Raw genomic sequence first — 25609 nt, 5'->3', positions numbered from 1 at the left:
TACTCAAGGAGCGACGAATTAATGAAATGGATCATACTTATTGCATGGCTGGGCGCAGTTCTGTTTGCCCACTACCGAGGACAAGTTCGGTTGCCTTTGAGACGCCAGTTACTGGATCACTCTGTCATCCTTGCGCCAATTAATGCGCTGATGATTCTGACCTCTAAAATCCCCACCACCCCCTTTGCACCAGTTTCTAGATTTCCTGGTCTAGAAAAACTCGAAGAGAATTGGGAAATCATTCGTGATGAAGCCTTGGCACTCGCTGATCAGGATGCCATTAAAGCTCCAGATACTCACAATGACATCGGTTTCAACTCGTTCTTTAAAGAAGGTTGGACGCGTTTTTATCTGAAATGGTATGACGCTAAACACCCCTCGGCACTCGAAATGTGCCCTAAAACCGTGGCCCTACTCAATGAGATCCCAAACATCAAGGCAGCGATGTTTGCCCAGCTACCTGCCGGTGGAAAACTTAACCGACATCGAGACCCCTATGCAGGCTCTTTACGCTACCACCTAGGACTTACTACACCGAACGATGATCAGTGTTATATCGAAGTCGATGGGATTCAACAACCTTGGTACGACGGTCAAGCCATGGTTTTCGATGAGACCTACGTCCACAGTGCGCATAACAAAACCGAGACCAATCGGATTGTTTTGTTCTGTGACGTCGAGCGTCCCTTGATCTGGCGTTGGACTGAAAAAGTCAACGAGTGGTTTGGCAAAATTTTCATGTCTGCTGCTTCATCTCCCAATGAGCAATCGGATCAAACCGGCTTTATTAACCGTTTAACGCATGCGCACTGGGTGATTGATCAGAAACGCAAGGCCTTCAAAAATGCCAACCGCACACTTTATAAAGCCACAAAAGTCGCACTCTTAGTGCTGGCAGTATTCATATTCTTGGCGATCTAAATTTTTTTTAATGATCTAATGGCTGTGCAGTTTTAAAAGACTGCACAGCTTTTTTCAAACAATCCCTTGAAGCTTGAGCGCATCCCAAGCTTTCTGAAGCCGCTTCACAGATACAGGTGACGGTGTTCTCAATTGCTGTGCAAATAAAGCAACCCGCAACTCCTGAAGTTGCCAACCAAAATCCTCTAACGCCTGTCTCGCTTTGTCATTCAAATCTTGAGGCACTGTTCGAGCTTTCGCATACCGTGCCTCCAAAGACGATAAATCATCCATCAACTGTTCATCCCGTCTAGGCTGATTGCGCAGCCCTTCCATCCGAATGACCATGGCTTGCAAATAGCGCGGGAAATGCACCAAACGTTCATACGGCGTATCGCGCACAAACTGATCTGCTAACAATGCTTGCAGCTGGGTTTGCAAATCCTGGCTGGCCTCCACAAACGATTGGATCTCAGTGAGTGTTTGGCGCACGTTCTGCGCAGTCTCAAGAACCCTCAAAACCAGATCTGACATCGTTTGCATCACGGACACCATGTTTTGTGAGGCTTTTTGGCGTGCTTTTTCAAAACTTTCGGGTCCGTCAGGCACACCGTCCTCAAATGCAGCATGCATTAATGCTGCATCGATCAGTTGCGTGTGCAAATCAGCCCAAGCACCCATGGGCATAAACAAGACGCCTAATTTGAGTGCATGCGGGGTATTTTTCTCCAAATATTTGACACGATCTCGCAGCGTTAAACGCAATAGTCGCAACACACCTAAGCGGTGCGCGCGCTGGGCGCTAAACAAATCATCAAACAGCTCAATTCGACAAACCGTCTGGTGATCCACCAAAGCTGGATAACCCACAACACTGCGTCGACCACGCCGAATTTCCATCATTTCTGGCAACACACCAAACGACCAATCAACTAGGTCTTCAGTGGGTAATTGCTGGTCAACTGGTTCAGCCTGCGCCGTCAGCTTCTGAAAAGTTTCTTGTGCTTGCACGCCCAGTTTGGAGCGAATGAGGTTCAAGTCACGATCAGCGTTTAAAAACCGTCCGTCCTGATCGAGGATCTTAAATTGCATCAATAAGTGAGGTGCCAGAGTTTCTGGTTTGAAGTCAGACTCTCGCACATCCACTTTGAATCGCGTTCGAATGTCTTGTGCAAGTGCTTGCAACAAACTCACATTCGGTTCATCTAACCGATCAAACCAGACTTTATGAAAGGTTTCAGCATAAGCAGGCACCGGCACACAATGACGACGAATTCGCTGTGGCAACGATCGCACTAGAGCTTCTACCTTTTCTTTGAGCATGCCAGGCACCAGCCATTCCCAGCGAATCGCATCGAGCTGATTCAAAAGCATCAAAGGCACAACCAGCGTGACACCATCGCGAGGGGAACCCGGTTCAAAATGATATTCCAGCCGCAAACGCGTCCCATCGTGCATGACGTGTTTTGGGAACACATCCACCGTAATCTCGGTCGCATCATGCACCATCAAGTCGTCGCGCTTTAATAACCAAGATGCCGCTTCTTCGGACGACAAGCCTTTAAACCACTGACGAAAAGTAACCGCTTGATGAATGTCGGGAGGTAATCGTTTCTCATAAAACGCTTCAATCCGAGACTCATCAACCAGAATATCCGGGCGTCGACTGCGGTGCTCTAATTGCTCAATCTCACGCACCAGTCGGATGTTGTGCGTCAAAAAAGCATAGTCATCTCGACGACGACCTCTGGAGACAATGGGATTGGTTAATAAGCCTTGAACGAGTGCTTCACGAATAAATACTTCGCGTGCAGCTTGCGCATCGATCGGTCCATAGTGCACACGGCGCCCACTGTAAAGTGGCAATCCATATAAAGTCGCACTTTCAAAAGCAATCACTTGACCGCGCTTACGATCCCAAGTCGGTTCAGCCCAGGACTTTTTAAGTAAATGCGTACTTGCCGCCTCAATCCATTGAGGTTCAATGTTCGCCACACAGCGTGCATACAAACGACTGGTCTGAACCAGTTCTGCCGCAACCACCCACTTCCCTGCCTTTCTGCGCAAGGTCGATCCGGGATGCACCCAAAACCGTAAATCTCGCACACCACGATAATGAGGTGGCGACTCATCTGCTTTCAAACCCACGTGACCCAACAAACCGGACAGCAATGCCCGATGCAGTTGCTCATAGGTTGCCTCGGATTGATTCAATCGCCAGCGACGCTCTTTCGCCAGCAACACCAACTGCTCGTGGACATCGCGCCATTCACGCATGCGATTGGCTGACAAAAAGTTCTTTTTCAATAAATTGGACATCGCCCGTCTGGAGAGCGATTGCGCAAGCTGTGCTCGATCCCATTGCCACAGTTTGAGCCAAGATAAAAATTCAGATTGCGTATCTTTAAAAGGTGCGTGCGCCTGCATCGCAGCTTCTCTGGCTTCAACAGGCCGCTCGCGAGGATCCTGAACGGCCAACGCAGACGCAATAATCAACATTTCCGACAAACACTGTTGATCCACTGCACTCAACAACATCCGTCCAACTCGTGGATCCAGCGGCAGTCTGGCCAACGTCTGACCCGTACGCGTCAGTTGGTTGCGTTCGTTTAGCGCCCCAAGCTCTTGCAAGCTTTGATAACCATCTGCAATCGCTCGCCCCGTGGGCGCATCCACAAAGGCAAAATGCTCAATGTCATCAAAGCGCAAAGACTTCATGCGTAAAATCACGCTTGCCAGCGATGATCTAAGAATCTCAGGATCGGTAAACTCACGCCGACGTTCAAAATCCTGTTCATCGTACAGACGGATGCAAACACCAGGACCTTCACGACCACAGCGACCTGCACGCTGATTGGCGGCCGCCTGGCTCACTGGCTCAACAAGCAGTTGTTCTACTTTTTGACGCCAAGAGTAACGCTTCACTCGCGCCAATCCGCTATCGATCACATAACGAATACCCGGGACAGTTAATGAGGTTTCGGCGACGTTGGTCGCGAGAATAACGCGCCTTGCGCCTGTTTTAGGGCGAAAAATAGCTTCTTGCTCATTTTGTGACAAACGCGCAAAAAGTGGCAAAATCTGCACACCTCGATCCGCATGGTCTTGCAAAGCAGTCGTAGCTTCTCGTATTTCTCGCTCTCCAGGTAAAAAGACTAGGATGTCGCCTTGGCCCATTGCCTGACACTCATCCACCGCATCGACAATGGCATCCGACAATTCACGCACCTGCGACTGTGCGGAACCATCCTCACTGTCCTCATCAAGATCGCCTTCGCGACCACCCACCTGATCTTGCCCATCTAAGGGTCGATAAAGGATCTCAACCGGGTACAAACGCCCAGACACTTCAATAATCGGGGCAGGACGACCATCACGATCACAGAAATGACGCGCAAATTGTTCAGCATCTAAAGTTGCTGACGTAATAATGACTTTGAGATCATCGCGACGTTTCAGCAACTGATGCACATAACCCAGCAAAAAATCAATGTTGAGACTGCGCTCATGCGCTTCATCGATAATGAGCGTGTCGTAACGTTTGAGCAGTGGATCGCGTTGGGTTTGAGCCAACAAGATCCCATCGGTCATCAATTTGATGGCCGTAGATTTTGCACTTCGATCCTGAAATCGAATTTGATAACCAACCCAATCACCCAGTGGCGTTTCGAGCTCCTGAGCAATGCGTCTAGCGACTGACGTGGCAGCCAAGCGTCTGGGTTGCGTATGGCCAATCATGGCGGTGCGTCCACGCCCCATCGCTAGGCATATCTTGGGTAACTGCGTTGTTTTACCAGAACCCGTTTCACCACTCACGATGACCACAGGGTGATCTCGTATGGCGGCTTCAATGACTTCACGGTTTGCGCTAACCGGTAGCGCAGGGTCAAACGTGATAGGTGGCAGTTGATGATCTGAAATGTGTGAATCTTTTTCTATCAATGGTTTTATGTAATCTTGTGCCAAATACGATAGGTATCGGCTCAGTGTTCAAAATGAGCGAGTTGCCATCATACGCGCATCAAGCATGTGCCTCTATTCATTTGCAACAAAACGCAAGCAAACTCCCATCAAACTGACTGTGTACAGATAAAATACACGCTTTCGCATCCATTATTCAATGTACTGATTTCTAGCATTCTTATTTAGTCACCCTTTAAGGGACAGACAGGCCAGCAGACAAATGACCCAAGAACTCATAGACAGCTCCACTCAGCCCGCCGAACCGTCACAACCTCAATTTGTACGCTGGTTTCGGCAAGTCGCCCCCTATGTACACGCATTTCGTGGCAAAACGTTTGTGGTCGGGTTTACAGGTGAACTGATTAAAGCCGATGCACTCAATACACTCGTTCAGGATTTGTCACTACTGTCTTCACTTGGGATTCGACTTGTCTTGATTCACGGCTCACAGCCGCAGGTCAATGAACAACTCCAAGCGAAGGGTTACCAACAACAACTAACGCAAGGCATCACCCCTATCGATGCAGCTGCGCTCGAATGCGCCAAAGAAGCAGCCGGTGAAATCCGCCTTGACATTGAAGCTGCGTTTAGCCAAGGGCTCCCCAATACACCCATGTCCCACGCAAAGATTCGAGTCATCTCCGGCAACTTTGTGACGGCCAAACCCATTGGTGTCATCGATGGGCTCGATTATCGGCACGCAGGCCAAGTTCGCAAGATCGATACCGATGCAATCCGTCACTCTTTAGATAGTGGCTCCATTGTCTTACTCTCCCCACTTGGGTTTTCACCGACAGGGGAAGCGTTTCACTTAACGATGGAAGAACTCACCACCAGTGTGGCCATCAGTCTAAAAGCAGAGAAACTGGTCTTTCTCTACGAAAACCCAGGGGTCACCGACGGCGAAGAACAAGTGATTCCTGAACTCGCCCGTTTGGATGCCGATGCGCTTTTGCGTAATCAAACTCAAACCGACCACACCGCTCGCTACCTTGAACAAGCCTCACGCGCTGTCAAACGAGGGGTCGCTCGTGCCCATCTGGTTCCATTTGCATTGGATGGTGCGATTCTGTTGGAAATTTTTACCCACGATGGTGTGGGCACCATGGTAGTCGAAGACACACTGGATGATTTACGGGCTGCCACCATCGATGATGTCGGTGCGATTTTGCGTTTAATCGAACCACTTGAGCAAGATGGCACGTTAGTCACGCGCAGTCGCGATGTGATTGAGCGTGAAGTTGAGAATTTTTCTGTACTTGAGCATGACGGCATTATTTTTGGTTGTGCGACACTCAATCACTATCCCGAAGAGCAAATGGCAGAAATGGCCTGTCTGATTGTGCATCCAGAATGGCAAGGCGGTGGTGAAGGCGATTTATTGCTACGCCACATGGAAAACCGTGCACGCAATCTAGGCGTCAAACGATTATTCGTTTTAACGACCCGCACCGCACATTGGTTTGTAAAACGGGGATTTGTGCAAGGTGGGGTTTCAGATCTGCCCAAAGAACGACAGGCAGCTTATAACCGTCAGCGAAATAGCCTGGTTTTTATGAAACGCTTATAAGGCATTTCATTAGTATCCGCTTTGACTGGTGTGCTTATTCATTACAAAACGCACTAGCCATGTTTAAAATGGCAGTCAAGTAATCAATTTTTCAGGGAATAAAGCACATGAGCAAAAGAATGGTTCAATGCACCAAATTAAAAACTGAGTTGTTAGGTTTGGACTATCCACCTTACCCCGGTGATTTGGGTGTTCGTATCTGGCGTGAAATCTCTCAAGACGCTTGGAAACAATGGACAGAAATTCAAACCCGTCTGGTCAATGAAAACCGCCTGAATCTTGCCGATGCGCGTGCCAGAAAATACCTGCGCGAGCAAATGGAAATGTACTTGTTCGAAGATCAGGATGTTGAAGCCCAAGGCTACGTCCCGCCTTCCGCCTAAATTCAAACAGCAGCACACTGATTGATATCGCAGTTTATTTAATAAATACAGCCCAGAGAGCTTCATGTTTCTCTGGGCTGTATTCGTATGAGCTGACGATAAACTCTACTGGTCAAGCACTTCCTTGTGCCACTCTACAATCAAATTCTGACAAGTTTTAAAGAAACCCAGTCTTCGAGCTTTGATCACACCATCGACCAAATCTAAATTCAACTTGATCACTGCATCACCATCCTTATCGATATACGTACGGGAATAAGGGTTTTCTGAATTCCATTTATTCAGACGTTCGAAGGGTACATTTTCTATATCGTCAGAAACAGCGTAACACCATAACAACCTTATCTTTTGCTAATTCAGTTATCAACTTTTAAGTCAGTTTTAAATTAATCCATCTAAAAAGAGGATCCTGCAACTAACGTTTTTTCCAACACTATCACACCACATCACTTCTCTCACCACAACCATGAATTGGAAAGCAGTCGAATAGTTTTTTTCTGATCCAATCAATTTTGTTTCTAAGATACAGGCAGCATGGGTAGCCATAAAGCGAGACTCACTAAGGTCACAAGCAGCACTGGGGGTGTAATCAACAGGCCGATTTTCATATATTGCCCCCAAGTGATTCGGTAGCCTTTACCCGCCAACACATGCAACCACAACAATGTGGCTAGGCTGCCAATCGGCGTTAGTTTTGGACCAATATCATTCCCAATGACGTTTGCATAGATCATTAGTTGTCGAGTCAGTTCTGACACCTGAGTCTGGTCAATCGCCAGCGCACCGACAAGTGTGGACGGCATGTTATTCATAATGGATGCAGTTACCGCAGCCAGAAAACCTGTCCCCACAGTCGCAACGATTACCCCTTGCTCACCAAGCCAGTCCAACGCACTAGCACCGTAGTGTGTCAACCCAGCCTGACCCAGACCGTACACCACGAGATACATACCGAGAGAAAACAGCACAATTTGCCATGGCGCGCTGCGTAGGACACTCCCTAGCTGTACAACGCGCGGCTGATGCGGCTGACCAAACCGCCCCGCAATGACTAATAAAGCGATGGCCGCAATACCGGTCACCAGACTAAATGGCAAATGCCACCGTCCCGAGACGAAATAAGCAATCAGTAACATTATAAAAATGGGCGCTGCTGCACGAAACACTTGATGATCGACAATTGCACTGGCTGGAGAGTCCAGTTCATCAAGCTCATATCGAGTCGGCACCTGACGATAAAACACTAACCATAGAACCCCTAATGAAGCAGCCACTGAGACCAGATGCACCGGAACCATGACTAAGGCGTAGCGGGAGAACGAAATATCAAAAAAATTGGCACTAACGATATTCACGAGGTTAGAGATCACCAGTGCAAGGCTCGCCGTATCGGCGATAAATCCGGTGGCAATAATGAAAGCCAGTGTGGCAGATGCGGTAAATTTAAGTCGATGCAAAATAGCAATGACAATCGGCGTCAGTAGCAAAGCGGCACCATCATTGGCAAAGAATGCTGCAATAACCGAACCTAGCAATACGATGAGTGGAAAAAGCAAATGTCCACGGCCATTGCCCCAACGCGCGATATGCAAAGCGGCCCACGTAAAAAATCCAGCTTCATCGAGTATCAGGGAGATGATGATCAGGGCCACAAACGTAAATGTTGCATCCCAAACGATATCCCAAACGATGACAACATCAGGCAACTGCACAACACCGGTCATCAACGCCACAGCGGCTCCACCTAAAGCACTCCAACCTATCCCTAGATTTTTGGGTTGCCAGATAACGAGCACAAGTGTGACGATAAAAATAGACAGCGCTAGCATTGAGTCATTCCTATAAATTAATCGTATCGTTACATCGCGATGCGCTGGGTAATTCGCAAATCGAAGCATGCCCAGCACAACAATCGCGCACCAAGTAGTCCAGCACGGTCTGCATGTGCGCAAGGTTGGCTCGATAAATGATGGAACGCCCTTGCCTGTGTGATGTCAGCCATCCCGCTCGCTCGAGTACGGCAAGATGAGTCGATAAGGTGTTGTGTGGAATCGAGAGCTGTCGGGCGATTTCTCCAGCAGGTAATCCTTCAGGCTCATGACGCACCAACAAGCGAAACGCCATTAGGCGTGTCTCTTGTGCGAAAGCTGAAAAGCTAGCAATTGCAGTCTGTATGTCCATATGTCGATAATAGCCGACATATGGACATGAAATCAACTAAAAAATAGGCAGCTTAAAAATAGCTGATTAATGATTATGTCTATAAAAACTCAAGCCAAGAATCAATGAAAGATGCTTGGCTTGAGTTAAAAACACTTTGTTTTACGCAGTGGCTTAGCTCGGTTTATTCACCAACCACTTCTTGGCGCCAGTATCCAAATGAGATCTGAGCCGTTTTAAGAAAATCAAGAATGCGAGCTTGACTGACACCACCTTCCAAATCTAAATCCAGCTCAATGACCGGATCACCGTCGTCATCCGTATAGGTACGGGAATAGCGTCTATTGGCGTTCCATTCATTCAATTTTCTGGATGAAACTTTATCCATCGTAAAACCCGCATAAAACTGCAAGGAAGAACCTCGATTCATGATAAGTATTAGCGTGTTGTACCATCAATCTTCCACTTAATCACTTCATCGTCATCATCAGAGAGCACAACCGCGTAACCCTCTTTCTTCATCATACGAAAAACTTGTTCACCAGTTACAGAATCAATAAGCTCCCCACGTTGTGCCTGCGCAGGCAATGCAATCACCGATAATGCGGCTGCAATGAATAAACTGGGCAATAAAGCTCGGAACAAACGACTAATCCGATGAAATAACATAAGACACCTCTGTTTTAATTGTTAGATTGAATGACTTCTATCGATTTGCGCCAATCGACAGCATCTGTTGATCGGACAGTACATTTTCAATAGACTCTCGTCTGACAAAGCAAGGCCTAAAAACAAACACTGCGAAAAACATACCACCCATTCCTCGTTACGCCACCAAAATCTGAAACTGCGACCCAAACGACGCAAATATGCAATCACCGCATTTAAATCAGATCGCGAACAGGCTTGTTTATTTCTCGATCAATGATCAATCGGTTTGATCTGCTGAACACCCGCTTCAGAGGCGACCAGCGCGACTGCTGCCGCATGAATCGCAAAAATCCCATTGGTCACCACACCAGGCCACTGATTAATGGTTTGCTCAAGCGCCAAAGGATCTTCAATCGATAAACCCGAAACATCCAAAATCAAATTACCGTTGTCCGTCACAAAGCCCTCACGCACACGAGACTGACCACCCATCGTTGCAAATGCGCGTTTTATGTTGCGCACCGCCATCGGTAAAACCTCTACTGGCAACGGGAAGTTACCCAAGACAGAGACTTGCTTAGAGGCATCCACAATGCATACAAACTTTTGTGCCACAGAAGCCACGATTTTTTCTCGAGTCAGTGCACCACCCCCGCCTTTGATCATTTGCAAGGCTGGGTTGATTTCATCGGCACCATCTACATACACCGGCATGTAATCCACATCGTTCAAATCTAGAACGCGAACGCCACCCGCTTGTAATCGCTGTGCGGTGCGTTCAGAGCTGGCAACGGCACCTGCAAATCGGTGTGCCTCTTGACACAACAAATCAATAAAACAATCTGCTGTCGACCCGGTTCCCACACCAATAATGGCGTCCGAGGTTAGGCATGGTTGAATATAGTCAAGTGCAGCCTGGGCAGCAGCTTGTTTAAGTTGTTGCTGATTCATCGTCCGGTTCCTGTATTTCAATCGCATGCGGATCTGTTTCCAGAATCTCCACGTCTTTAAGTGTTCTGAGCATCACACGCGTTCTTTGCTCTGTATCGCTCAGTGTATTGGCAGCTGTTTCAAGTGATTTACGCATTCTAGTGAGCGTCACACCAAACTTGTCGAACTCTGTTTTAACACCCCGTAAAATCTGCCACACTTCAGACGAGCGTTGCTCAATTGCCAAGGTTTTAAAGCCCATTTGCAAACTACTCAGAAGTGCTGCAAAGTTCACCGGACCTGCCACCACAATACGCATCGCCTGTAACCGTTCTAACATTCCAGGCAATCTGAGCACCTCGGCATACAAACTTTCGCTGGGTAAAAACATAATGGCAAAATCGGTCGTATGCGGTGGCGCCAGATATTTCTCAGCTATCAACTTGCCTTGTGCTTCAATGGCTCGCCTCAAACCATTGGTTGAAGCGAGCTGCGCCTCTTGATCGCCTGCATCAAGCGCTTGTTGTAAACGCTCGTACTCTTCTTTCGGAAATTTAGCATCCACGGGCAACCACACAGGACCACTGTCAGGATCTACACCCGGCAGTCGAATTGCCAGCTCCACCATTGCTGAACTAGTCGGCACTGTTTTGACATTGAGGGCATATTGCGCGGGCGTCAGAACGTCTTCAACCAGGCGCATCATCTGCACCTCACCCCAAGTGCCGCGACTTTTGACGTTCGTTAAGACGCGTTTCAGATCACCCACGCCTTGTGCGAGAGCCTGCATTTCACCCAAACCTTGGTGAACAGCTTCCAGCCGTTGAGAGACTTGCTGAAACGACTCACTCAATCGCTTTTCTAATGAGGCTTGCAACTTCTCATCGACAGTCTGGCGCATTTGCTCAAGCTGCTGGCGGTTATCCTGTTGAATTTTCTCTAAACGTTTTTCAACCGTATCACGCAGATCCTGAAACCGCCCTTCACTCGTTTGCGTCAAGAGTGAAAGTCGTTGAGAAAAACTGTCAATCAGTTGTTCAAGACCAACGGTCGACTCTTGTCTAAAAGCACGTTGCTGTTCAGAAATCTCGTGACGCAATTGAGTCTGTGATTGTCCTAATTCAAGTCGCAGTGATTGCTCCAGACGGCTTTGGTTTTGTAAAAGCCCGTCTAACTTCAGAAGCATCTCTTGGGCATCTGCTTCTTGACTCGAATGACGTCCCGAACGAACCATCAGCCAAACCAAGAGACACAGAATCACGATCAGCAACAACAGCCCACTCAAAAGTCCGTGCGCTTGAAGCCATTGATCGAGTGTTTCAGGGGCGATCGACATCAACTGGCTTGAACGTCAAAAAACGCCTGCCAGCGCTTCAGATTAAAGCGATTCGTCACTCGACCATCCGGACTCACCACTAATGGCCGACGAATCAGCGTCGGGTATTCAGCAATTAAGCTTAACCACTGCGCTTCAGTGCTGGCAGATTTTTGTGAGTCATCGAGTTGACGCCAAGTCATAGACGCACGGTTCACCAGTTTTTCCCAGCCACCCAGTATCTCGGCGTAACGCACCAAATCTTGTGGCTCGATGGGATGATCCCGATAATCCGTAAACTCAAAATCAATCGACTGCGCTTTTAACCAGTCGAGTGCTTTGATACATGTCGAACACTTTGTCAGTCCATAGACTTGAATCATGATTTTTTTCCTTGACGACGTTGTACCGCATTCGCAACAAACACGAGAATACCGACAACGACTACAAATAAAGTCGCAAGCGCATTCACTTCAGGCTTCAACCCCAATCTTACGCGTGCGAAAATTTCCGGTGACAGCAATGTGGCACCAGGGCCAGATAAAAAGGAGGCAATCACCACATCATCCAATGACAGTGTAAACGCCAGCAACCATCCGGAAACAATCGCCGGTGCAATCAATGGCAAGGTCACCCTAAAAAATACTGTCAGCGGTGTTGCGCCTAGGTCCAAGGCGGCTTCTTCTAGTGAGCGATCCAGATCACGGATTCGGGTCTGCACAATGACGGTTACAAACGCCATACAAAACGTCGTGTGTCCTACCCAAATCGTAAACATACCGCGATGTGCTGGCCAACCAAACAGGCTACCCATTTCCACAAAGAGTAGTAATAGTGAAATACCCAACACCACTTCAGGAATCACTAGGGGCGCGCTGACCAAACCCACATATAAAGAAAACCCGCGAAACCGCCCTTTTCTGGCCAGCACATAACCTGCCCAAACGCCAATCACACTAGCTGCGGTTGCTGTCATCAAGGCCACCTGCAAAGAGAGCCAGGCTGCCTGCAACAGAGCTGTGTCATTGAATAGCGCCTTGTACCAGCGCAATGAGAACCCACTCCAGCTGGTCATCATCGCAGAATCGTTAAATGAAAAAACGATCAAACTTAAAATCGGCACATACAAAAACAAAAAACCCAATCCCAGAGCCAACCAAGTCCCAAGGGCGCTTGGCGCATTGGGCGCCCGTCGAGCTTTAGCCATGACGACCTCCCTGAGATTGATAATGCTTGGCTTGACTGACCTGGAACACGATCAGTGGCAACAACAGCAAAGCCACCATGACAATCGTCACAGCCGAGGCCATCGGCCAGTCTGCGTTGGTAAAGAACTCACCCCACATCAAGCGACCCATCATCAATGTATCCGCACCTCCGAGCATTTCTGGAATCACATACTCACCAACGGATGGAATAAATACCAACATGGCACCCGAAATCACCCCCGGCATGGACAGCGGCAAAGTGACCGAAATAAACGCACGCCATGGGCGCGCACCTAAGTCATAGGCTGCATCTAGCAATCGTGTATCAAGTTTGACCAAGACGGCGTACATCGGCAACACAAAAAATGGCAAATACGCGTAGACCAAACCGATATACACCGCAAAATCTGTGCGATAGATTTCAAGTGGTGTCTGAATCAGCCCCAATCCCATCAGCACCGAATTCAGCAACCCATCACTGCGCAAAATTCCTACCCAGGCGTATACGCGCAATAGCAACGATGTCCAGAAAGGCAGAATCACAGCGAGCAGCAGCAAATGTTGAATTCGCTGAGGTGCTCGCGCGATGTAATACGCCATGGGGTAGCCAATCAGAATGCACACTAGCGTCGTCATAGCCGCCATGCGCAAAGACTGGATATAAGTCGCGATGTACAGCGAATCACTGAACAGTAAAAAATATCCACGCAAATGCACTGACAAAGCCAATGTCTCATCGGCCCACTGCGTCAGTGCCGTATAGGGAGGCACCCCAAACTCCATATCAGCAAAACTGATTTTGAGAACCATTAAAAATGGGATCAACAAAAACAGAATGAGCCATAAGAATGGTGGCGCAATGCTCAGCAGATCCGCTCGGATCTGTTGCCAAGATTTCTTCATGATGTCAGTACCGTCACGCTATCCTGGTTCCAATGCACATAAACTTCATCATCGACACCCGGTGGATCAGATTGCATCAGAATTTGTGAAGGCAAATTGGCTTCTACAAGCTTGCCTGAATCCAGACGGATCTGATAAAGCGCATAACTCCCCATCCAGGCCATGTGACTCACCACACCATGGCCCCAGTTGTACTCACTATCAGGTGCCTGACGACTCACAAACACCTGCTCAGGTCGCAATGACACAGACACGTCCATACCCAAAGGTTCGCTCACCCCATGATCAACATAAAAGGGACGAGGCAAGTCCTCGCTTTCAATCATGATGTGATCTGGTTCATCAACCGAAATCACACCTTCAAACAAGTTGGTCGAGCCAATGAATCCCGCGACAAAGCGAGAGTTTGGAAACGCATAAACCTCTTGCGGTGACCCCACCTGACGAATTTGTCCCTCAGTCATGACGGCCAATCGACTCGCCATGCTCATCGCCTCTTCCTGATCGTGGGTCACCATGCAACACGTCACACCCAACTGATCCAGAATACGCACAAGCTCGATCTGCGTCTTATGGCGAATCTGTTTGTCTAGTGCAGACATCGGCTCATCGAGCAATAAAAGTTTTGGACGTTTAACCAGACTTCTAGCCAACGCCACTCGCTGTTGTTGACCACCCGACAATTGATGAGGTTTACGTCGTGCATACGGCGACATTTGCACCAGTTCCAACGCCTCATAGACACGTTCATGGATCTCGTGACGTGGCACACCCTCTTGCTTCAGACCAAATGCCACATTCGCTTCCACATTCATATGGGGAAACAGGGCATACGACTGAAACATCATATTGACCGGACGCTCGTAGGGCGCCAAGTTCGTAATATTGGCACCATCCAAAAAAATCTGACCCGAGCTCACGGTTTCAAACCCTGCCAGCATTCTGAGTAAAGTCGATTTACCGCAACCTGAACTCCCTAACAATGCAAAAATCTCATTGCGTTGAATGCTCAGATTCACGGTCTGAACAGCCACGGTTTCTCCGTAGACTTTGGTGACATCCACTAAACGCACAAAATCCTGCCCATCACCCGCATAGGTACTCAAACCATTCACCGACGTTGCCATCTTAAAAAACCTCATCTAAACCTAGCGACCTGACTTCAACTCAGCCCACATCCGTGACTGCTGTCGTTGTACGTTGGGTGCATGGGGTTGAATCACAAAGATGCGGCTCTGAACCTCATCACTCGGATAAATCGATGGATTGTCAGCCACTTCAGAAATCACCAAAGGACGCGCCGCTTTGTTGGCGTTTGGGTAGAACATCGTATTCGTGATCGCTGCAGACACTTCCGGTTTAGACATGTAGTTCACAAAGTCGTTGGCCAGATCAGGATTGGCCGCATCTTTAGGAATGGCCATGGTGTCAAACCAAGCCGGTGCACCATCTTCTGGCAAGAAGTAATCAATCTCATAATTACGTTTACCCTCTTTAGCGCGACTGGCTGCAATCAACACATCACCTGAGAACCCATAGACCAAGCACAGGTCACCGGTTGCCAACTCATCGATGTAGCCCGATGAACTGAACTGACGCACGTAAGGTCGGATCGACTTCAGCAACTCCAGCGCAGCTTTCATGTCTTCAGGTTTGCTGCTGTTGGGATCTTTGCCCAGATAGTGCAATGCGGCTGGAAACACTTGTGCCGCCTCATCCAGAATCGAAACCCCACAACTGGCAAATTTCTTAATCTTCTCAGGATCGAATAACAACGACCAGTCAGCAAGATTGACATCATCACCTAAAATCTCACGGGCTTTAGTCACATTAAAACCCAAGGCATTGGTCCCATACCCCCACGGCACCAGATATTGATTACCCGGGTCAACCGGCTCGAGTAACTTCATGATGGCTGGATCCAGATTCTCCCAGTTTGGGATTCTGGATTTATCGAGTTTTTGAAACAGCCCGCCTTCAATCTGACGCGCGGCATAATGCGTAGAGGGCACGACCACGTCATACCCAGAATTGCCCGTTAACAACTTGGCTTGAAGCGTGTCATTGCTATCGTAAGTGTCATAGCGCACCTTGACCCCTGCTTCACGTTCAAACCCAGGAATCGTATCGGGGGCGGTATATTCTGCCCAGTTATAGACGTTCAGTGTCTGAGCTTGTGTCAGCCCAGTCAGACTCAAACCACCCACGGCTGCGCTGAGCAGCCACGTCCACAAAACGCGTGATTTCATTTTAAACCCCCCATTAAAAAAAGCCATGTTGGGCAGTTCTGCACGCAACACGACATAAACCCTAGAATTCTAAAGCTTTTTCACGATAAGGTCATCTCAGATCAGGACCTATGCTTGCGGACCATCTGTAGCGTATCCCTGAGACAACATTTGCCAATGTAATTCATGCTTTTCTGGACAAACCTTCAGAACGGAACGCTCTAGGCGCTCGATATTGCTTTGAAGCCGGGAAGAGTCGTATACAGGATATTGCGCACGATCAAAATCAATCAGCCACAAAGCACCTTGCGAATCCACCAGAATATTATGCACATTCAGATCCGCATGCCAAACACCCAGCGCATGCATTGTTTGAATGAGAATGCCCGCTGCATACCATAGCTCAGGATCCTCACACTCAGCCAGGGCGCGTGCGCCGTCAATACGTTCTGTAATTAAAGCCGCCTTGTAAAAGAAAAAACCCACACGCTGTACCTGAGCAGCCATCACAGTGGGGACAGGCAGTCCAAGATTCTGGAGTTGATGCATCAGATAAAACTCTTGAAAGCTGCGAGTTTTTGACAAGCCACCCCAGACATAGAGCGTTTTTGTGAGACGCGAGATCAGACCACCGCGTCGGTAATGTCTCAGTACACCTTGCTGGATACCCAAATCAACAAACCAGGCTGCTCCACGACCTCCCGTTTGCACAGGCTGTGCGTGTAGAGACTCACAATCTGGATCAAACCACTGAAACTTAACATCGGAACGCGCACTCACCACAGACGTTTGATCGTGGTGTAGTGTAAAGAACCCTAATGACTCAGTTTGCACGACATTCTCACTCATAAGGATGTTCTCAATATCTGCAAGGGCGGCGTTTGAAGCACGCCCCGTAAAACCAGTGAACCTGCCACCCAAGCAGCCACCATGCAAACCACCAAACCTGTGACCCAAGGCAGCCACGACCAAACCATGGCAAATTCAAACACCCAGCGTGACAACCCCCAAGCGATTGTGGTGGCACCGGCGCTGGCCATCAGACCTGCCAATGCACCGATGGTTAAAAGCTCTAACCGTTGTGCAGAACGCAATTGTCGATCAGTTGCGCCCAAAGCGCGTAGCAATGCCGCTTCACGAACTCGCTCATCACGACTCGTACTCAAAGCCGCCATCAGGACCAAGCCACCTGCTAACACAGCAAACACAAAAAGCCCCTGTATCGCAAACACCACCCGATCCAAAACGGATCGTAACTGGTTCATCAAAGCATCGACATCAAAGACCGTGATATTCGGGTACGTTTGTAGCAAGGTTTTTAATTCTGATTGTTGCGTTTGTTCTAAGCGAATTGCCGTCATCCAGGTCTGGGGTGAGTTTTGTAGGGCCTGTGGGGTGGTAATGGCAAAGAAATTTGGCTTTAACGTCCCCCAATCCACTTTGCGAAACTGTGTCACTTGAACCGGCACAGACAGACCCGCCACATCAAATGTGACTTGATCCCCTAGTCGCAAACCCAGTTCACGGGCAATCTCATCCTCGATGGAAACCGACAACGTTTGTGGATCCCAAGCTTCACCTGCCACCACCTGCCCTTGGTTTTGTAACGAGTCCAGGTAAGTCAGATTAAAGTCCCGCTGTAATAAACGCTGTATCCGAGGTGAACGATAGTCGTCGACCCGAATCGGATTGTCATTGTGTTCAATCAAGCGACCCCGCACCATCGGATAGACCTGTGCTGGTTGACTCGTTAAGCTTTGCAATTGCACACGAACATCAGCAATTTGATCGGGTTGAATGTTAATCAGAAAGCGATTGGCCGCATCGGGTGGCAAGGTTTGTTGCCAGCCGTCCAACAAATCCGTGCGCACAATCAGCAACAACAAAATCGCCATCATGCCACCCGCCAGAGCACTCACTTGGGCCATCGTCGCGCCTCGTCTTCGCACCATCCCTGCCATGGCAAAGCGCCAGGTTGCATGCCCACGATGCCATTTCCTAAACCAAGAAAATGCTTGCAGCATGGCTAGGGTTAGACCTGCAAAGAGCGCGGCGGCTGCAACAAACCCAGCTGCCAAACCCAGCCCATAGAGCAGATCACCGGCAATCCACCACATCAAACCAAAAAACCCGCCAATGGCTAGCCCATAGCCACTGATACTTTGCCAAGCCAGACCCGCGGTTTCTTGGCGAAAGATCTGCGCCGGACTCATGCGTGATAATGACTGCAATGGCGGCAATGAAAATGCAAACAGCAACCAAAACCCCGCATAAACACCCTGTAACACCGGCATCCAGCTAGGCGCAGGCAAAGACTGCATCACCAGTGATTGCATCGTAATCGCTAGACCAAGTTGAGCAGCCGCACCAATGACGACCCCCAACACCGTACCCAGTAGCGCCACACAAGAGAACTCAACCAATAACACCCGACGAATCAACCCCCGAGTTGCACCTAAGCAGCGCATCACCGCAATCGCTTGCTGCTGACGTTGTGCAAACCGACGCGCACCCAGCGCAATCGAAACTGCTGAAATCAGCACGGCGATCATGACCACCAACGTCAGAAAATTCTGCGCACGTTCAACCGTCCGACCCACTTCAGGGCGTCCTTCCTGTACGTCGAGTATTTTTTGAGCGGTTTGTAACTGGGGCTCCAACCAATCCCTAAAGTTCGCCAATGCATCCGATTCACCCGCCACCATCAAACTATGGCCAACCCGACTGCCCGCGGCCAGCAACCCTGTCGCTTGCAAATCTTCTGCGCGCATCAACAAACGAGGCGCCATGGACACCAATTGCATACCTCGATCAGGCTCATAGGTCAGAACACGCGCAATCGTCAGCGCGGAATGGCCAACCTGCAAGTCTTCACCCACGGATAAACCCGTTTGCAACAACAACTGGGGATCAATCCAAACCGTCCCTACTTCTGGCACCGCTTCGGTGACCGCATCCGGCGTATCGATTGACTCTGCTGTGCGTAAAGCACCTCGCAAGGGATAGCCTTCTTCAACCGCTTTCACAGAGGCCAGCTGCCACAGTCCATCCGATGACCCCACCATCGAAGGGAACTGTTGAATGCGTATCGCTGCCAAGCCTTGATCGCGGGCGGCTTGAACCCAGGCAGGCTGCGCGGCTTGCGGACTTTCCACAAGCAAATCAGCACCCAACAAACGCACCGCATCTTGATTCAGTGCTTGAGACACCCGATCCGCTAAAAATCCCACACTGGTGATGGCAGCCACAGCAATCATGACTGCGAACAAAAGTAGACGCAGTTCACCAGAGCGAGCATCACGCCAAGTCTGACGCAACCCAAACCGCCACCATGATTGCGCCCGACTTGTCACGGACTGATTGCGACGACGTTCTAGCTCAACTCGATTCATCGATTGCAAACTCATCCTCAGCCTTGCTGGTTCGCCAAATTCAGAACGGCTTCAATGGCTTCCTGAAGTCGATTCACACCAATCACGCGCAAACCTTCAATCGCTTGTTTCGGTGCATTCGCAGCAGGCACAATCGCCACAGAAAACCCAAGCTTGGCGGCTTCTCGCAAACGTTCTTGACCTCGAACTGCAGGTCGCACTTCACCAGCGAGCCCAATTTCACCAAATGAAACCAAGCCAACAGGCAACGGCTTGTCTTGTAACGACGACAGAATCGCCAACAAAATCGGTAAATCAGCACCCGGCTCCGTAATTCGCACCCCCCCAACGGCATTCACAAACACGTCTTTATCGGCTGTCGCAACCGCCGCATGTCGGTGTAACACCGCGAGCAACATCGCCAAACGGTGCCCCTCCAGACCCAACGCCAGGCGTCTTGGATTCGGTACGTACGCGGTATCAACCAGTGCTTGAATTTCAACGAGTAAGGGACGCGTGCCTTCTTGTGTGGCCATCACGCAAGAACCCGACACATCACGCGAGTGCTGCGATAAAAACAACGCTGAAGGGTTGGCCACGCCGCGCAAGCCACGATCTGTCATGGCAAATACACCCAGCTCATTGACTGCGCCAAAGCGGTTTTTAAATGCTCGAATCAAACGAAACGAGGAATGACTATCCCCCTCAAAATACAGCACCGTATCGACCATGTGCTCTAAAACACGGGGGCCAGCCAGCGTACCATCTTTTGTGACATGACCAATCATGACGATTGGCACACCCGTTTGTTTGGCCAAACGAGTGAGCTGTGCAGCACACTCCCGAACTTGCGACACCGATCCGGGCGCTGAATTCGACTGCGCACTGTAAACCGTCTGAATCGAGTCAATCACCGCCACCGCGGGCTGCGTTTTACGCAACTGATCTTCAATCAGTTCCAGACGAATCTCAACAAGCAGATCCACGGCCGCACCATCAACACCTAAACGTTGAGCCCGTAAGGCCACTTGTTCAGCCGATTCCTCACCTGTTACATACAACACCCGCTGCGCACGCGAGACACTCGCCAGCGCCTGAAGCAGTAAAGTCGATTTACCAATGCCCGGATCACCACCGATGAGCACCACGGCACCGCGCACCAATCCGCCACCTAAGACGCGATCAAACTCGGCAATGCCTGTGGGCATACGCGGCAATTCTCTAGCCTGCACATCCGAGAGTTTTTGGACTTGTGCTTGTACGCCCGTCATCGATGTATAGCGGTCCCCACCTGGCATGGCCGCTGGACGCACCATTTGTTCGAGCGTATTCCATTCTTGACACGATGGGCACTGACCATGCCATTTCGGGCTGATATCACCACACGCCTGACAGACATACTGCGTTTTAACTTTGGACATTGATTTCCTGAAATTTACACAAACCACTGAATCATGCTCACTTGGCTCATGTCTTACATTGAATGCGAAGGAGGCTAGACCACGACGCGGGGGACTCTCGCAGTGACACCGGCTAATAATTCGTAACCAATCGTGCCGCTGAGTTTGGCCACCTCATCGACCGACGGACCGTCTTGTCCCCAGAGAATCACCGGATCACCGCGCTGCACATTAGGCAAATGCGTTATATCGACCGTCAGCATATCCATCGAGACCCGACCAATTAGGCTTGCAATCCCTGCTGAAGTTCCCACAGGCGTCCCAGCCGGCGCATGTCTTGGATAACCATCTGCGTAACCGCAAGCGACCACCGCAATTCGCATTGCTTGATTGGCTCGATCCTTATAACCGTAGCCAATCCCTTCACCGGCTGCGACGGTACTGATCTGTAAAACTCGAGATTCCAACGTCATCGCAGGCAGCAATCGCAGATCTTCCTGTGCTCGGCGATCATCAAACGGCGAGGCTCCATACAGACAAATCCCGGGTCGTACCCAAGTGGTTGTGGCCGAGGTTGGCATTTGAGTTGTACTGGTCGTGGCATTTTGCCAAACGGCACCGTCCACAATTTGTGGCGCATGGCGCCAGATTGCAGCTGAGTTAGCCAAGCAATGATCCGCCAATAAATCTTCAGTCACTTTCGTGTAGACCGCCAAAGCGGGTGCCAGCCCCTCATCCGAATCCGCACACGCAAAATGCGTCATGTGCGAAATACCTAAAAGTCTGCCTTGAGTTCTCAACGCTTCCAACTGCGTCCATGCATGCGTATAGGTTTGCGGTGTAAAACCCAAGCGATGCATTCCAGTATCAAGCTTTAAAAACACGCGCATTGAAGACAACGGATTGGAACCATTGGCCGCCCAACTTTGCAATGTTGCAATTTGATCAGCATCGTGCACAACTGGCCAAAGCTGCAACTGCACACAAAGCTCAAGGTCTGTTTCGTCAAAAAAGCCTTCCAGCATTAGAATCGGGCCCTGCCAACCCGCTTGGCGACAGCGAACGGCCTCTTCAAAGTCCAACATGGCCAAGCCATCGGCCGCTGCAAACGCCTGCACCGCAGCCTCAATCCCATGGCCATAAGCATTGGCTTTAATAACTGCCCAAATCCGCGTATTTTGATGAGACGCAGAATCAGTCGCTTGTGACAGGTGTGCGCGCACACGTCCCAGATTATGTGACAAGGCAGCAAGGTCAATAACGGCTTTAATGGGTCGTGGCATGAAATTTCACCCGAATTGGTTGTCACAAGTCTAACGTAGAGTACTCTTAGACACCCATTTTATACTGTGCACTGCAAGCAAACACTGCCAGACACCGTAACGTCTCGCAAGGCATCATTACAATAGGCACCATGACACAATTACATTCCATTCAAACTAGTACGGTCACAGGCGTTGATCACTATGAGAATTTCCCGGTTGCCTCTGTTCTGATGCCTCGGCGCATCCGCAAAGATGTGGTTCACATTTACTGGTTTGCTCGCACCGCCGATGACCTTGCGGATGAAGGGGATGCAAGCGACGAAGAACGCTTAAACGCATTGGTTCACTATCGAGAACGATTGTTTGAAGCGGCCCAGACTGGCACGATCAAAAGTGAAGACACGCAACTTCGAGCCATTTTTATTCCGCTCGCGCAAACCATACAAAAACATGATCTACCGGTGAGTTTACTCAACGATTTGTTACTGGCCTTTGAGCAAGACATCACCGTCAAACGGTATGCCACCCAAGCACAACAAAACGACTACTGCCAACGTTCTGCCAATCCGATAGGTCGGCTTTTACTGCACTTATTCGGCCAAACCGATGAGATAGCACTCACCCGCTCAGATGCCATCTGCACTGCTTTACAGCGCATCAACTTTTTACAGGATGTCGCTATCGACTGGAAAAAAGGCCGCGTTTATCTCCCACAAGATGCCATGGCTGCCGTTGGAGTCGATGAAACTCAGATTGCCGCCGGCCTTGTCAACGAGAACTGGCGTCAATTGATGGGGAATCAGGTGCTTGAGTGTAAGGACTTGTTAAACTTCGGGCGACCGCTCACAAAACAACTCAAAGGTCGCGTGGCGCTCGAAATTAAAATGATTGTTCAAGGGGGAATGCGCGTGCTGGAAAAATTGGAATCTGTCGACTACGACGTCTTTACACGTCGCCCGACATTAACGCGCACGGATTGGCTCAAGATGGCCTTACGCGCCTTATGGTAAGCCTATGACACCCGATACTTATTGCCAGGACAAAGCCGCCCGTAGCGGTTCAAGCTTCTATTACGCATTTTTATTTTTACCCACCGCAACTCGCAAAGCCATCACAGCGCTATACGCATTTTGTAGGGAAGTCGACGATGTCGTCGATGATTGCACCGATGTGAGCGTTGCGCACCAAAAGCTGGCATGGTGGCGCACAGAAGTTGCACACCTCTATCAAGGTGTGCCAACTCATCCAGTCACCAAAGCTTTACAGCCGCACTTAGAAACCTGCCATATTACACAGGATAAATTGCTTGCCATTATTGAAGGCATGCAAATGGATTTGGAACAAACGCGCTACCTAGATTGGCCTGCGCTTAAGAAATACTGCTGGCACGTGGCTGGGGTTGTGGGTGAATTGTCTGCGGGTATCTTTGGGTACACCGATGAGCGCACCATGGAATATGCCGCCAAGCTGGGGCTGGCATTTCAGATGACCAATATCATTCGGGATGTCGGCGATGATGCACGACGTGGACGCATTTATCTGCCCATTGATGACTTAGAACAACATGGCGTCAAAACCGCCGACATTCTCAATCGTATTCATACCGAACAGTTCACTGCACTCATGGCGTTTGAAACCCAGCGCGCTCGGGAACTCTACCGCGAAGCCGTCGATGCTTTACCTGAGACTGACCGTCGCGCCCAACGGCCCGGACTAATGATGGCTGCGATTTACTACACCCTACTCGGTGAAATCGAATCCGAGCAGTGGGCTGTTCTGGATCAGCGCATTTCGTTGACACCAATTCGTAAACTCTGGTTAGCTTGGCGTAACTGGGTGGGTGGTGCTCGCCCGATCATCCGACAAATTCGCCAAGACACTGATCGATCATGAAGTTTGCCATCATCGGGGGTGGCTGGGCTGGTATGGCTGCAGCCCAAACCCTCGTTGAAGCGGGTCACGACATCACAGTTTTTGAGGCGGCGGCTATTGCAGGTGGTCGCGCCAGAGGTGTGCCCGACTCCGATCTAGTCAATATCGACAATGGTCAACACATTTTAATTGGCGCCTACACTGAAACGCTCAAACTCATTCACAAGGCTCATCCAGCACCCGAACTTGTATTAACTCGCCTACCCTTACAGTGGCTCGCTGCAGACGGCTCGATACGAATCCAAAGCCATCAGACTCATGCGGGACCTTTAAAGCGCTTGAGTGCATTTACACAAGCACAGGGATTGTCTCGACGCGAACGTTGGCAATTAGTGACCTGGCTTAGCAAAGTCCGACTGGGTTTTGCGAGTCCATCTGCAGGACAAACCGTTCATCAGTGGCTCGATCAGCATCATATTGATCCTGCTAGCCGTGACAAGCTCATCACACCGCTGTGCTTAGCCACACTCAACACGACCCCTCAAAACGCTTGCGCACAGCTATTTGCCCGTGTGATTCAAGACAGTTTGCTCAGTCCTTTACCCGGAGCTGCGGATATGCTGATTGCACGCAGTAATCTAACTGATCTCTGGATTGGGCCACTAGCCCGAAATCTGACACTGCGAACGAGTAAACGCATCCGAGACATTGAACTCACAGACCAGCACGCTCAGATTGATGGTGAAACGTTTGATGGTGCCATTGTTGCCACCACGCCGCACGAAACCAGCCGTTTGTTGCAAACAACCAGTCACCACGCAGCATCTGACCCATACCTGAACAACATCATTGAAGCTGCGCAAAGTTTGACCTACAACAGCATCACAACTTGCTACATGACACTTGACCAACCCTGGCGATTACCAAACTCGATCTTACTCTTAAGTGGTGGTCATCCTAAAACGGACACAACTACACAACCCCAACAGTCCATACAGGTTCAACAGCCACTGCAGCCCGGACAATGGGTATTTGATCGCAATGCGTTCTTACCCAAAGATCTCGTCACAGAATCTGCGCAGCTGTCATTTGTCATTAGTCATGCTGATCAAGCTGTCACGTTTGAACGATCCGAATTACCGACCCAGCTCTTGGCACAACTCAAAGCCGATTTACAGCGTAATGGACACACAGTCCCAGATAAGCTATCGATTCGTACAAGCCGAATTCTGAGTGACCGACGCGCTACCTTTGCCGCACAACCCGGCTTACAAAGACCTTCAGTGCACACGGACTGGCCTCATCTCAAAATCGCTGGTGACTGGACGAACACGGGCTATCCTGCAGTTCTTGAAGGCGCCATCCTCAGTGGTCAAGAAGCAGCGCAAGCATTACTAAGTGAATGACAGCCATAAATAAACCCCGGAAGTCCACTCAAATCGGACAACCAGGGTATTTGTTTTGTGTATGCGTCAGTCAGAGTTTAAAAA

At 49.6% G+C, this 25609-nt stretch carries 23 protein-coding genes; 6 read left to right on the top strand and 17 right to left on the bottom strand.

Annotated elements, in window-relative coordinates; all coding sequences use genetic code 11:
• Positions 1-21 precede the first annotated feature (21 nt).
• Positions 22-921, top strand: coding sequence for an aspartyl/asparaginyl beta-hydroxylase domain-containing protein (locus tag ACOI06_RS12060; RefSeq protein ID WP_420662839.1), 900 nt, complete (start codon positions 22-24; stop codon positions 919-921).
• Positions 922-975: 54 nt separating this feature from the next.
• On the opposite strand, the gene hrpA is transcribed toward ACOI06_RS12060, so the two are convergent.
• The gene (gene hrpA / locus ACOI06_RS12055) at positions 976-4842 is read right to left on the bottom strand and encodes an ATP-dependent RNA helicase HrpA (protein ID WP_420662838.1); all 3867 of its coding nucleotides are present in this window, start codon (positions 4840-4842) and stop codon (positions 976-978) included.
• A 241-nt stretch (positions 4843-5083) separates the two neighbouring features.
• Here hrpA and argA point away from each other — a divergent pair, with 241 nt between their 5' ends.
• Both argA and ACOI06_RS12045 read left to right on the top strand, forming a co-directional pair.
• The gene (gene argA / locus ACOI06_RS12050; protein ID WP_420662837.1) at positions 5084-6433 is read left to right on the top strand and encodes an amino-acid N-acetyltransferase; all 1350 of its coding nucleotides are present in this window, start codon (positions 5084-5086) and stop codon (positions 6431-6433) included.
• A 107-nt stretch (positions 6434-6540) separates the two neighbouring features.
• Complete coding sequence (locus ACOI06_RS12045; protein ID WP_420662836.1) at positions 6541-6816, top strand: oxidative damage protection protein; 276 nt, start codon at positions 6541-6543, stop codon at positions 6814-6816.
• Positions 6817-6921: 105 nt separating this feature from the next.
• Here the strand turns inward: ACOI06_RS12045 and ACOI06_RS12040 are convergent, their stop codons facing one another.
• The 16 genes from ACOI06_RS12040 to alr all read right to left on the bottom strand — a co-directional run bounded on the left by ACOI06_RS12040 (position 6922) and on the right by alr (position 22265).
• Positions 6922-7155 (bottom strand): YbjN domain-containing protein, encoded by a 234-nt coding sequence (locus ACOI06_RS12040; RefSeq protein ID WP_420662835.1) that lies wholly within the window; start codon positions 7153-7155, stop codon positions 6922-6924.
• A gap of 179 nt (positions 7156-7334) precedes the next feature.
• Positions 7335-8645: an arsenic transporter gene (locus tag ACOI06_RS12035; RefSeq protein WP_420662834.1), complete on the bottom strand. Its 1311-nt coding sequence runs from the start codon at positions 8643-8645 to the stop codon at positions 7335-7337.
• Between the two features lie 10 nt (positions 8646-8655).
• Entirely contained in the window at positions 8656-8997 is a 342-nt protein-coding gene (locus tag ACOI06_RS12030; RefSeq protein WP_420662833.1) for an ArsR/SmtB family transcription factor, read from the bottom strand.
• Between the two features lie 163 nt (positions 8998-9160).
• On the bottom strand, positions 9161-9406 hold the full coding sequence (locus tag ACOI06_RS12025) for a YbjN domain-containing protein (protein ID WP_420662832.1): 246 nt from the start codon (positions 9404-9406) through the stop codon (positions 9161-9163).
• A gap of 8 nt (positions 9407-9414) precedes the next feature.
• Positions 9415-9645, bottom strand: a complete 231-nt coding sequence (locus ACOI06_RS12020) for a hypothetical protein (RefSeq protein WP_420662831.1) — start codon at positions 9643-9645, stop codon at positions 9415-9417.
• Positions 9646-9897: 252 nt separating this feature from the next.
• Positions 9898-10578, bottom strand: coding sequence for a ribose-5-phosphate isomerase RpiA (rpiA, locus tag ACOI06_RS12015; RefSeq protein WP_420662830.1), 681 nt, complete (start codon positions 10576-10578; stop codon positions 9898-9900).
• Entirely contained in the window at positions 10559-11893 is a 1335-nt protein-coding gene (locus ACOI06_RS12010; protein WP_420662829.1) for a DNA recombination protein RmuC, read from the bottom strand. The genes rpiA and ACOI06_RS12010 overlap by 20 nt, the downstream gene beginning before the upstream one ends.
• Complete coding sequence (locus ACOI06_RS12005; RefSeq protein WP_420662828.1) at positions 11893-12255, bottom strand: Spx/MgsR family RNA polymerase-binding regulatory protein; 363 nt, start codon at positions 12253-12255, stop codon at positions 11893-11895. The genes ACOI06_RS12010 and ACOI06_RS12005 overlap by 1 nt, the downstream gene beginning before the upstream one ends.
• Positions 12252-13079, bottom strand: coding sequence for an ABC transporter permease subunit (locus tag ACOI06_RS12000; protein ID WP_420662827.1), 828 nt, complete (start codon positions 13077-13079; stop codon positions 12252-12254). Before ACOI06_RS12000 ends, ACOI06_RS12005 begins: the two co-directional genes overlap by 4 nt.
• On the bottom strand, positions 13072-13983 hold the full coding sequence (locus ACOI06_RS11995) for an ABC transporter permease subunit (protein WP_420662826.1): 912 nt from the start codon (positions 13981-13983) through the stop codon (positions 13072-13074). Before ACOI06_RS11995 ends, ACOI06_RS12000 begins: the two co-directional genes overlap by 8 nt.
• A complete protein-coding gene (locus ACOI06_RS11990; protein ID WP_420662825.1) occupies positions 13980-15110 on the bottom strand; it encodes an ABC transporter ATP-binding protein in 1131 nt (376 codons plus the stop codon). Before ACOI06_RS11990 ends, ACOI06_RS11995 begins: the two co-directional genes overlap by 4 nt.
• Positions 15111-15131: 21 nt before the next feature.
• The gene (locus ACOI06_RS11985) at positions 15132-16232 is read right to left on the bottom strand and encodes a polyamine ABC transporter substrate-binding protein (protein WP_420662824.1); all 1101 of its coding nucleotides are present in this window, start codon (positions 16230-16232) and stop codon (positions 15132-15134) included.
• A 108-nt stretch (positions 16233-16340) separates the two neighbouring features.
• Entirely contained in the window at positions 16341-17060 is a 720-nt protein-coding gene (locus ACOI06_RS11980; protein ID WP_420662823.1) for a 3-deoxy-D-manno-octulosonic acid kinase, read from the bottom strand.
• Positions 17057-19603 carry an ABC transporter permease gene (locus ACOI06_RS11975; protein ID WP_420662822.1) on the bottom strand — a complete coding sequence of 849 codons (2547 nt, stop codon included), beginning with the start codon at positions 19601-19603 and terminating at the stop codon, positions 17057-17059. The genes ACOI06_RS11980 and ACOI06_RS11975 overlap by 4 nt, the downstream gene beginning before the upstream one ends.
• A 17-nt stretch (positions 19604-19620) precedes the next feature.
• Positions 19621-21003 (bottom strand): DNA repair protein RadA, encoded by a 1383-nt coding sequence (gene radA, locus ACOI06_RS11970; RefSeq protein WP_420662821.1) that lies wholly within the window; start codon positions 21001-21003, stop codon positions 19621-19623.
• Between the two features lie 74 nt (positions 21004-21077).
• Positions 21078-22265: an alanine racemase gene (gene alr, locus ACOI06_RS11965; protein WP_420662820.1), complete on the bottom strand. Its 1188-nt coding sequence runs from the start codon at positions 22263-22265 to the stop codon at positions 21078-21080.
• Positions 22266-22396: 131 nt separating this feature from the next.
• Between alr and hpnC the strand changes: the two genes are divergently transcribed.
• From hpnC to hpnE, 3 genes are read left to right on the top strand one after another with little or no spacing between them, the layout of a single operon-like run.
• On the top strand, positions 22397-23257 hold the full coding sequence (gene hpnC, locus ACOI06_RS11960; protein ID WP_420662819.1) for a squalene synthase HpnC: 861 nt from the start codon (positions 22397-22399) through the stop codon (positions 23255-23257).
• A 4-nt stretch (positions 23258-23261) separates the two neighbouring features.
• Entirely contained in the window at positions 23262-24140 is an 879-nt protein-coding gene (hpnD, locus tag ACOI06_RS11955; protein WP_420662818.1) for a presqualene diphosphate synthase HpnD, read from the top strand.
• Positions 24137-25525, top strand: coding sequence for a hydroxysqualene dehydroxylase HpnE (gene hpnE, locus ACOI06_RS11950; RefSeq protein WP_420662817.1), 1389 nt, complete (start codon positions 24137-24139; stop codon positions 25523-25525). The genes hpnD and hpnE overlap by 4 nt, the downstream gene beginning before the upstream one ends.
• The last annotated feature ends 84 nt before the right edge of the window (positions 25526-25609 follow it).

The sequence above is a fragment of the Orrella sp. 11846 genome (assembly GCF_048820935.1).
Lineage (GTDB): Bacteria > Pseudomonadota > Gammaproteobacteria > Burkholderiales > Burkholderiaceae_B > Algicoccus.
The sequence above is the reverse complement of the archived record's forward strand: the minus strand, read 5'-3'. Positions and strand labels throughout refer to the sequence as shown.

Coding starts and splice junctions, on each gene's coding strand:
- ACOI06_RS12010 (WP_420662829.1), bottom strand. CDS start 11,893: ATGTCGATCGCCCCTGAAACACTCGATCAATGGCTTCAAGCGCACGGA.
- hpnE (WP_420662817.1), top strand. CDS start 24,137: ATGAAGTTTGCCATCATCGGGGGTGGCTGGGCTGGTATGGCTGCAGCC.
- rpiA (WP_420662830.1), bottom strand. CDS start 10,578: ATGAATCAGCAACAACTTAAACAAGCTGCTGCCCAGGCTGCACTTGAC.
- ACOI06_RS11995 (WP_420662826.1), bottom strand. CDS start 13,983: ATGAAGAAATCTTGGCAACAGATCCGAGCGGATCTGCTGAGCATTGCG.
- ACOI06_RS12000 (WP_420662827.1), bottom strand. CDS start 13,079: ATGGCTAAAGCTCGACGGGCGCCCAATGCGCCAAGCGCCCTTGGGACT.
- ACOI06_RS11990 (WP_420662825.1), bottom strand. CDS start 15,110: ATGGCAACGTCGGTGAATGGTTTGAGTACCTATGCGGGTGATGGGCAG.
- ACOI06_RS12045 (WP_420662836.1), top strand. CDS start 6,541: ATGAGCAAAAGAATGGTTCAATGCACCAAATTAAAAACTGAGTTGTTA.
- argA (WP_420662837.1), top strand. CDS start 5,084: ATGACCCAAGAACTCATAGACAGCTCCACTCAGCCCGCCGAACCGTCA.
- ACOI06_RS12020 (WP_420662831.1), bottom strand. CDS start 9,645: ATGTTATTTCATCGGATTAGTCGTTTGTTCCGAGCTTTATTGCCCAGT.
- hpnC (WP_420662819.1), top strand. CDS start 22,397: ATGACACAATTACATTCCATTCAAACTAGTACGGTCACAGGCGTTGAT.
- ACOI06_RS12030 (WP_420662833.1), bottom strand. CDS start 8,997: ATGGACATACAGACTGCAATTGCTAGCTTTTCAGCTTTCGCACAAGAG.
- ACOI06_RS12060 (WP_420662839.1), top strand. CDS start 22: ATGAAATGGATCATACTTATTGCATGGCTGGGCGCAGTTCTGTTTGCC.
- hpnD (WP_420662818.1), top strand. CDS start 23,262: ATGACACCCGATACTTATTGCCAGGACAAAGCCGCCCGTAGCGGTTCA.
- ACOI06_RS11980 (WP_420662823.1), bottom strand. CDS start 17,060: ATGAGTGAGAATGTCGTGCAAACTGAGTCATTAGGGTTCTTTACACTA.
- ACOI06_RS12025 (WP_420662832.1), bottom strand. CDS start 9,406: ATGAATCGAGGTTCTTCCTTGCAGTTTTATGCGGGTTTTACGATGGAT.
- ACOI06_RS12005 (WP_420662828.1), bottom strand. CDS start 12,255: ATGATTCAAGTCTATGGACTGACAAAGTGTTCGACATGTATCAAAGCA.
- ACOI06_RS11975 (WP_420662822.1), bottom strand. CDS start 19,603: ATGAATCGAGTTGAGCTAGAACGTCGTCGCAATCAGTCCGTGACAAGT.
- ACOI06_RS11985 (WP_420662824.1), bottom strand. CDS start 16,232: ATGAAATCACGCGTTTTGTGGACGTGGCTGCTCAGCGCAGCCGTGGGT.
- alr (WP_420662820.1), bottom strand. CDS start 22,265: ATGCCACGACCCATTAAAGCCGTTATTGACCTTGCTGCCTTGTCACAT.
- ACOI06_RS12035 (WP_420662834.1), bottom strand. CDS start 8,645: ATGCTAGCGCTGTCTATTTTTATCGTCACACTTGTGCTCGTTATCTGG.
- radA (WP_420662821.1), bottom strand. CDS start 21,003: ATGTCCAAAGTTAAAACGCAGTATGTCTGTCAGGCGTGTGGTGATATC.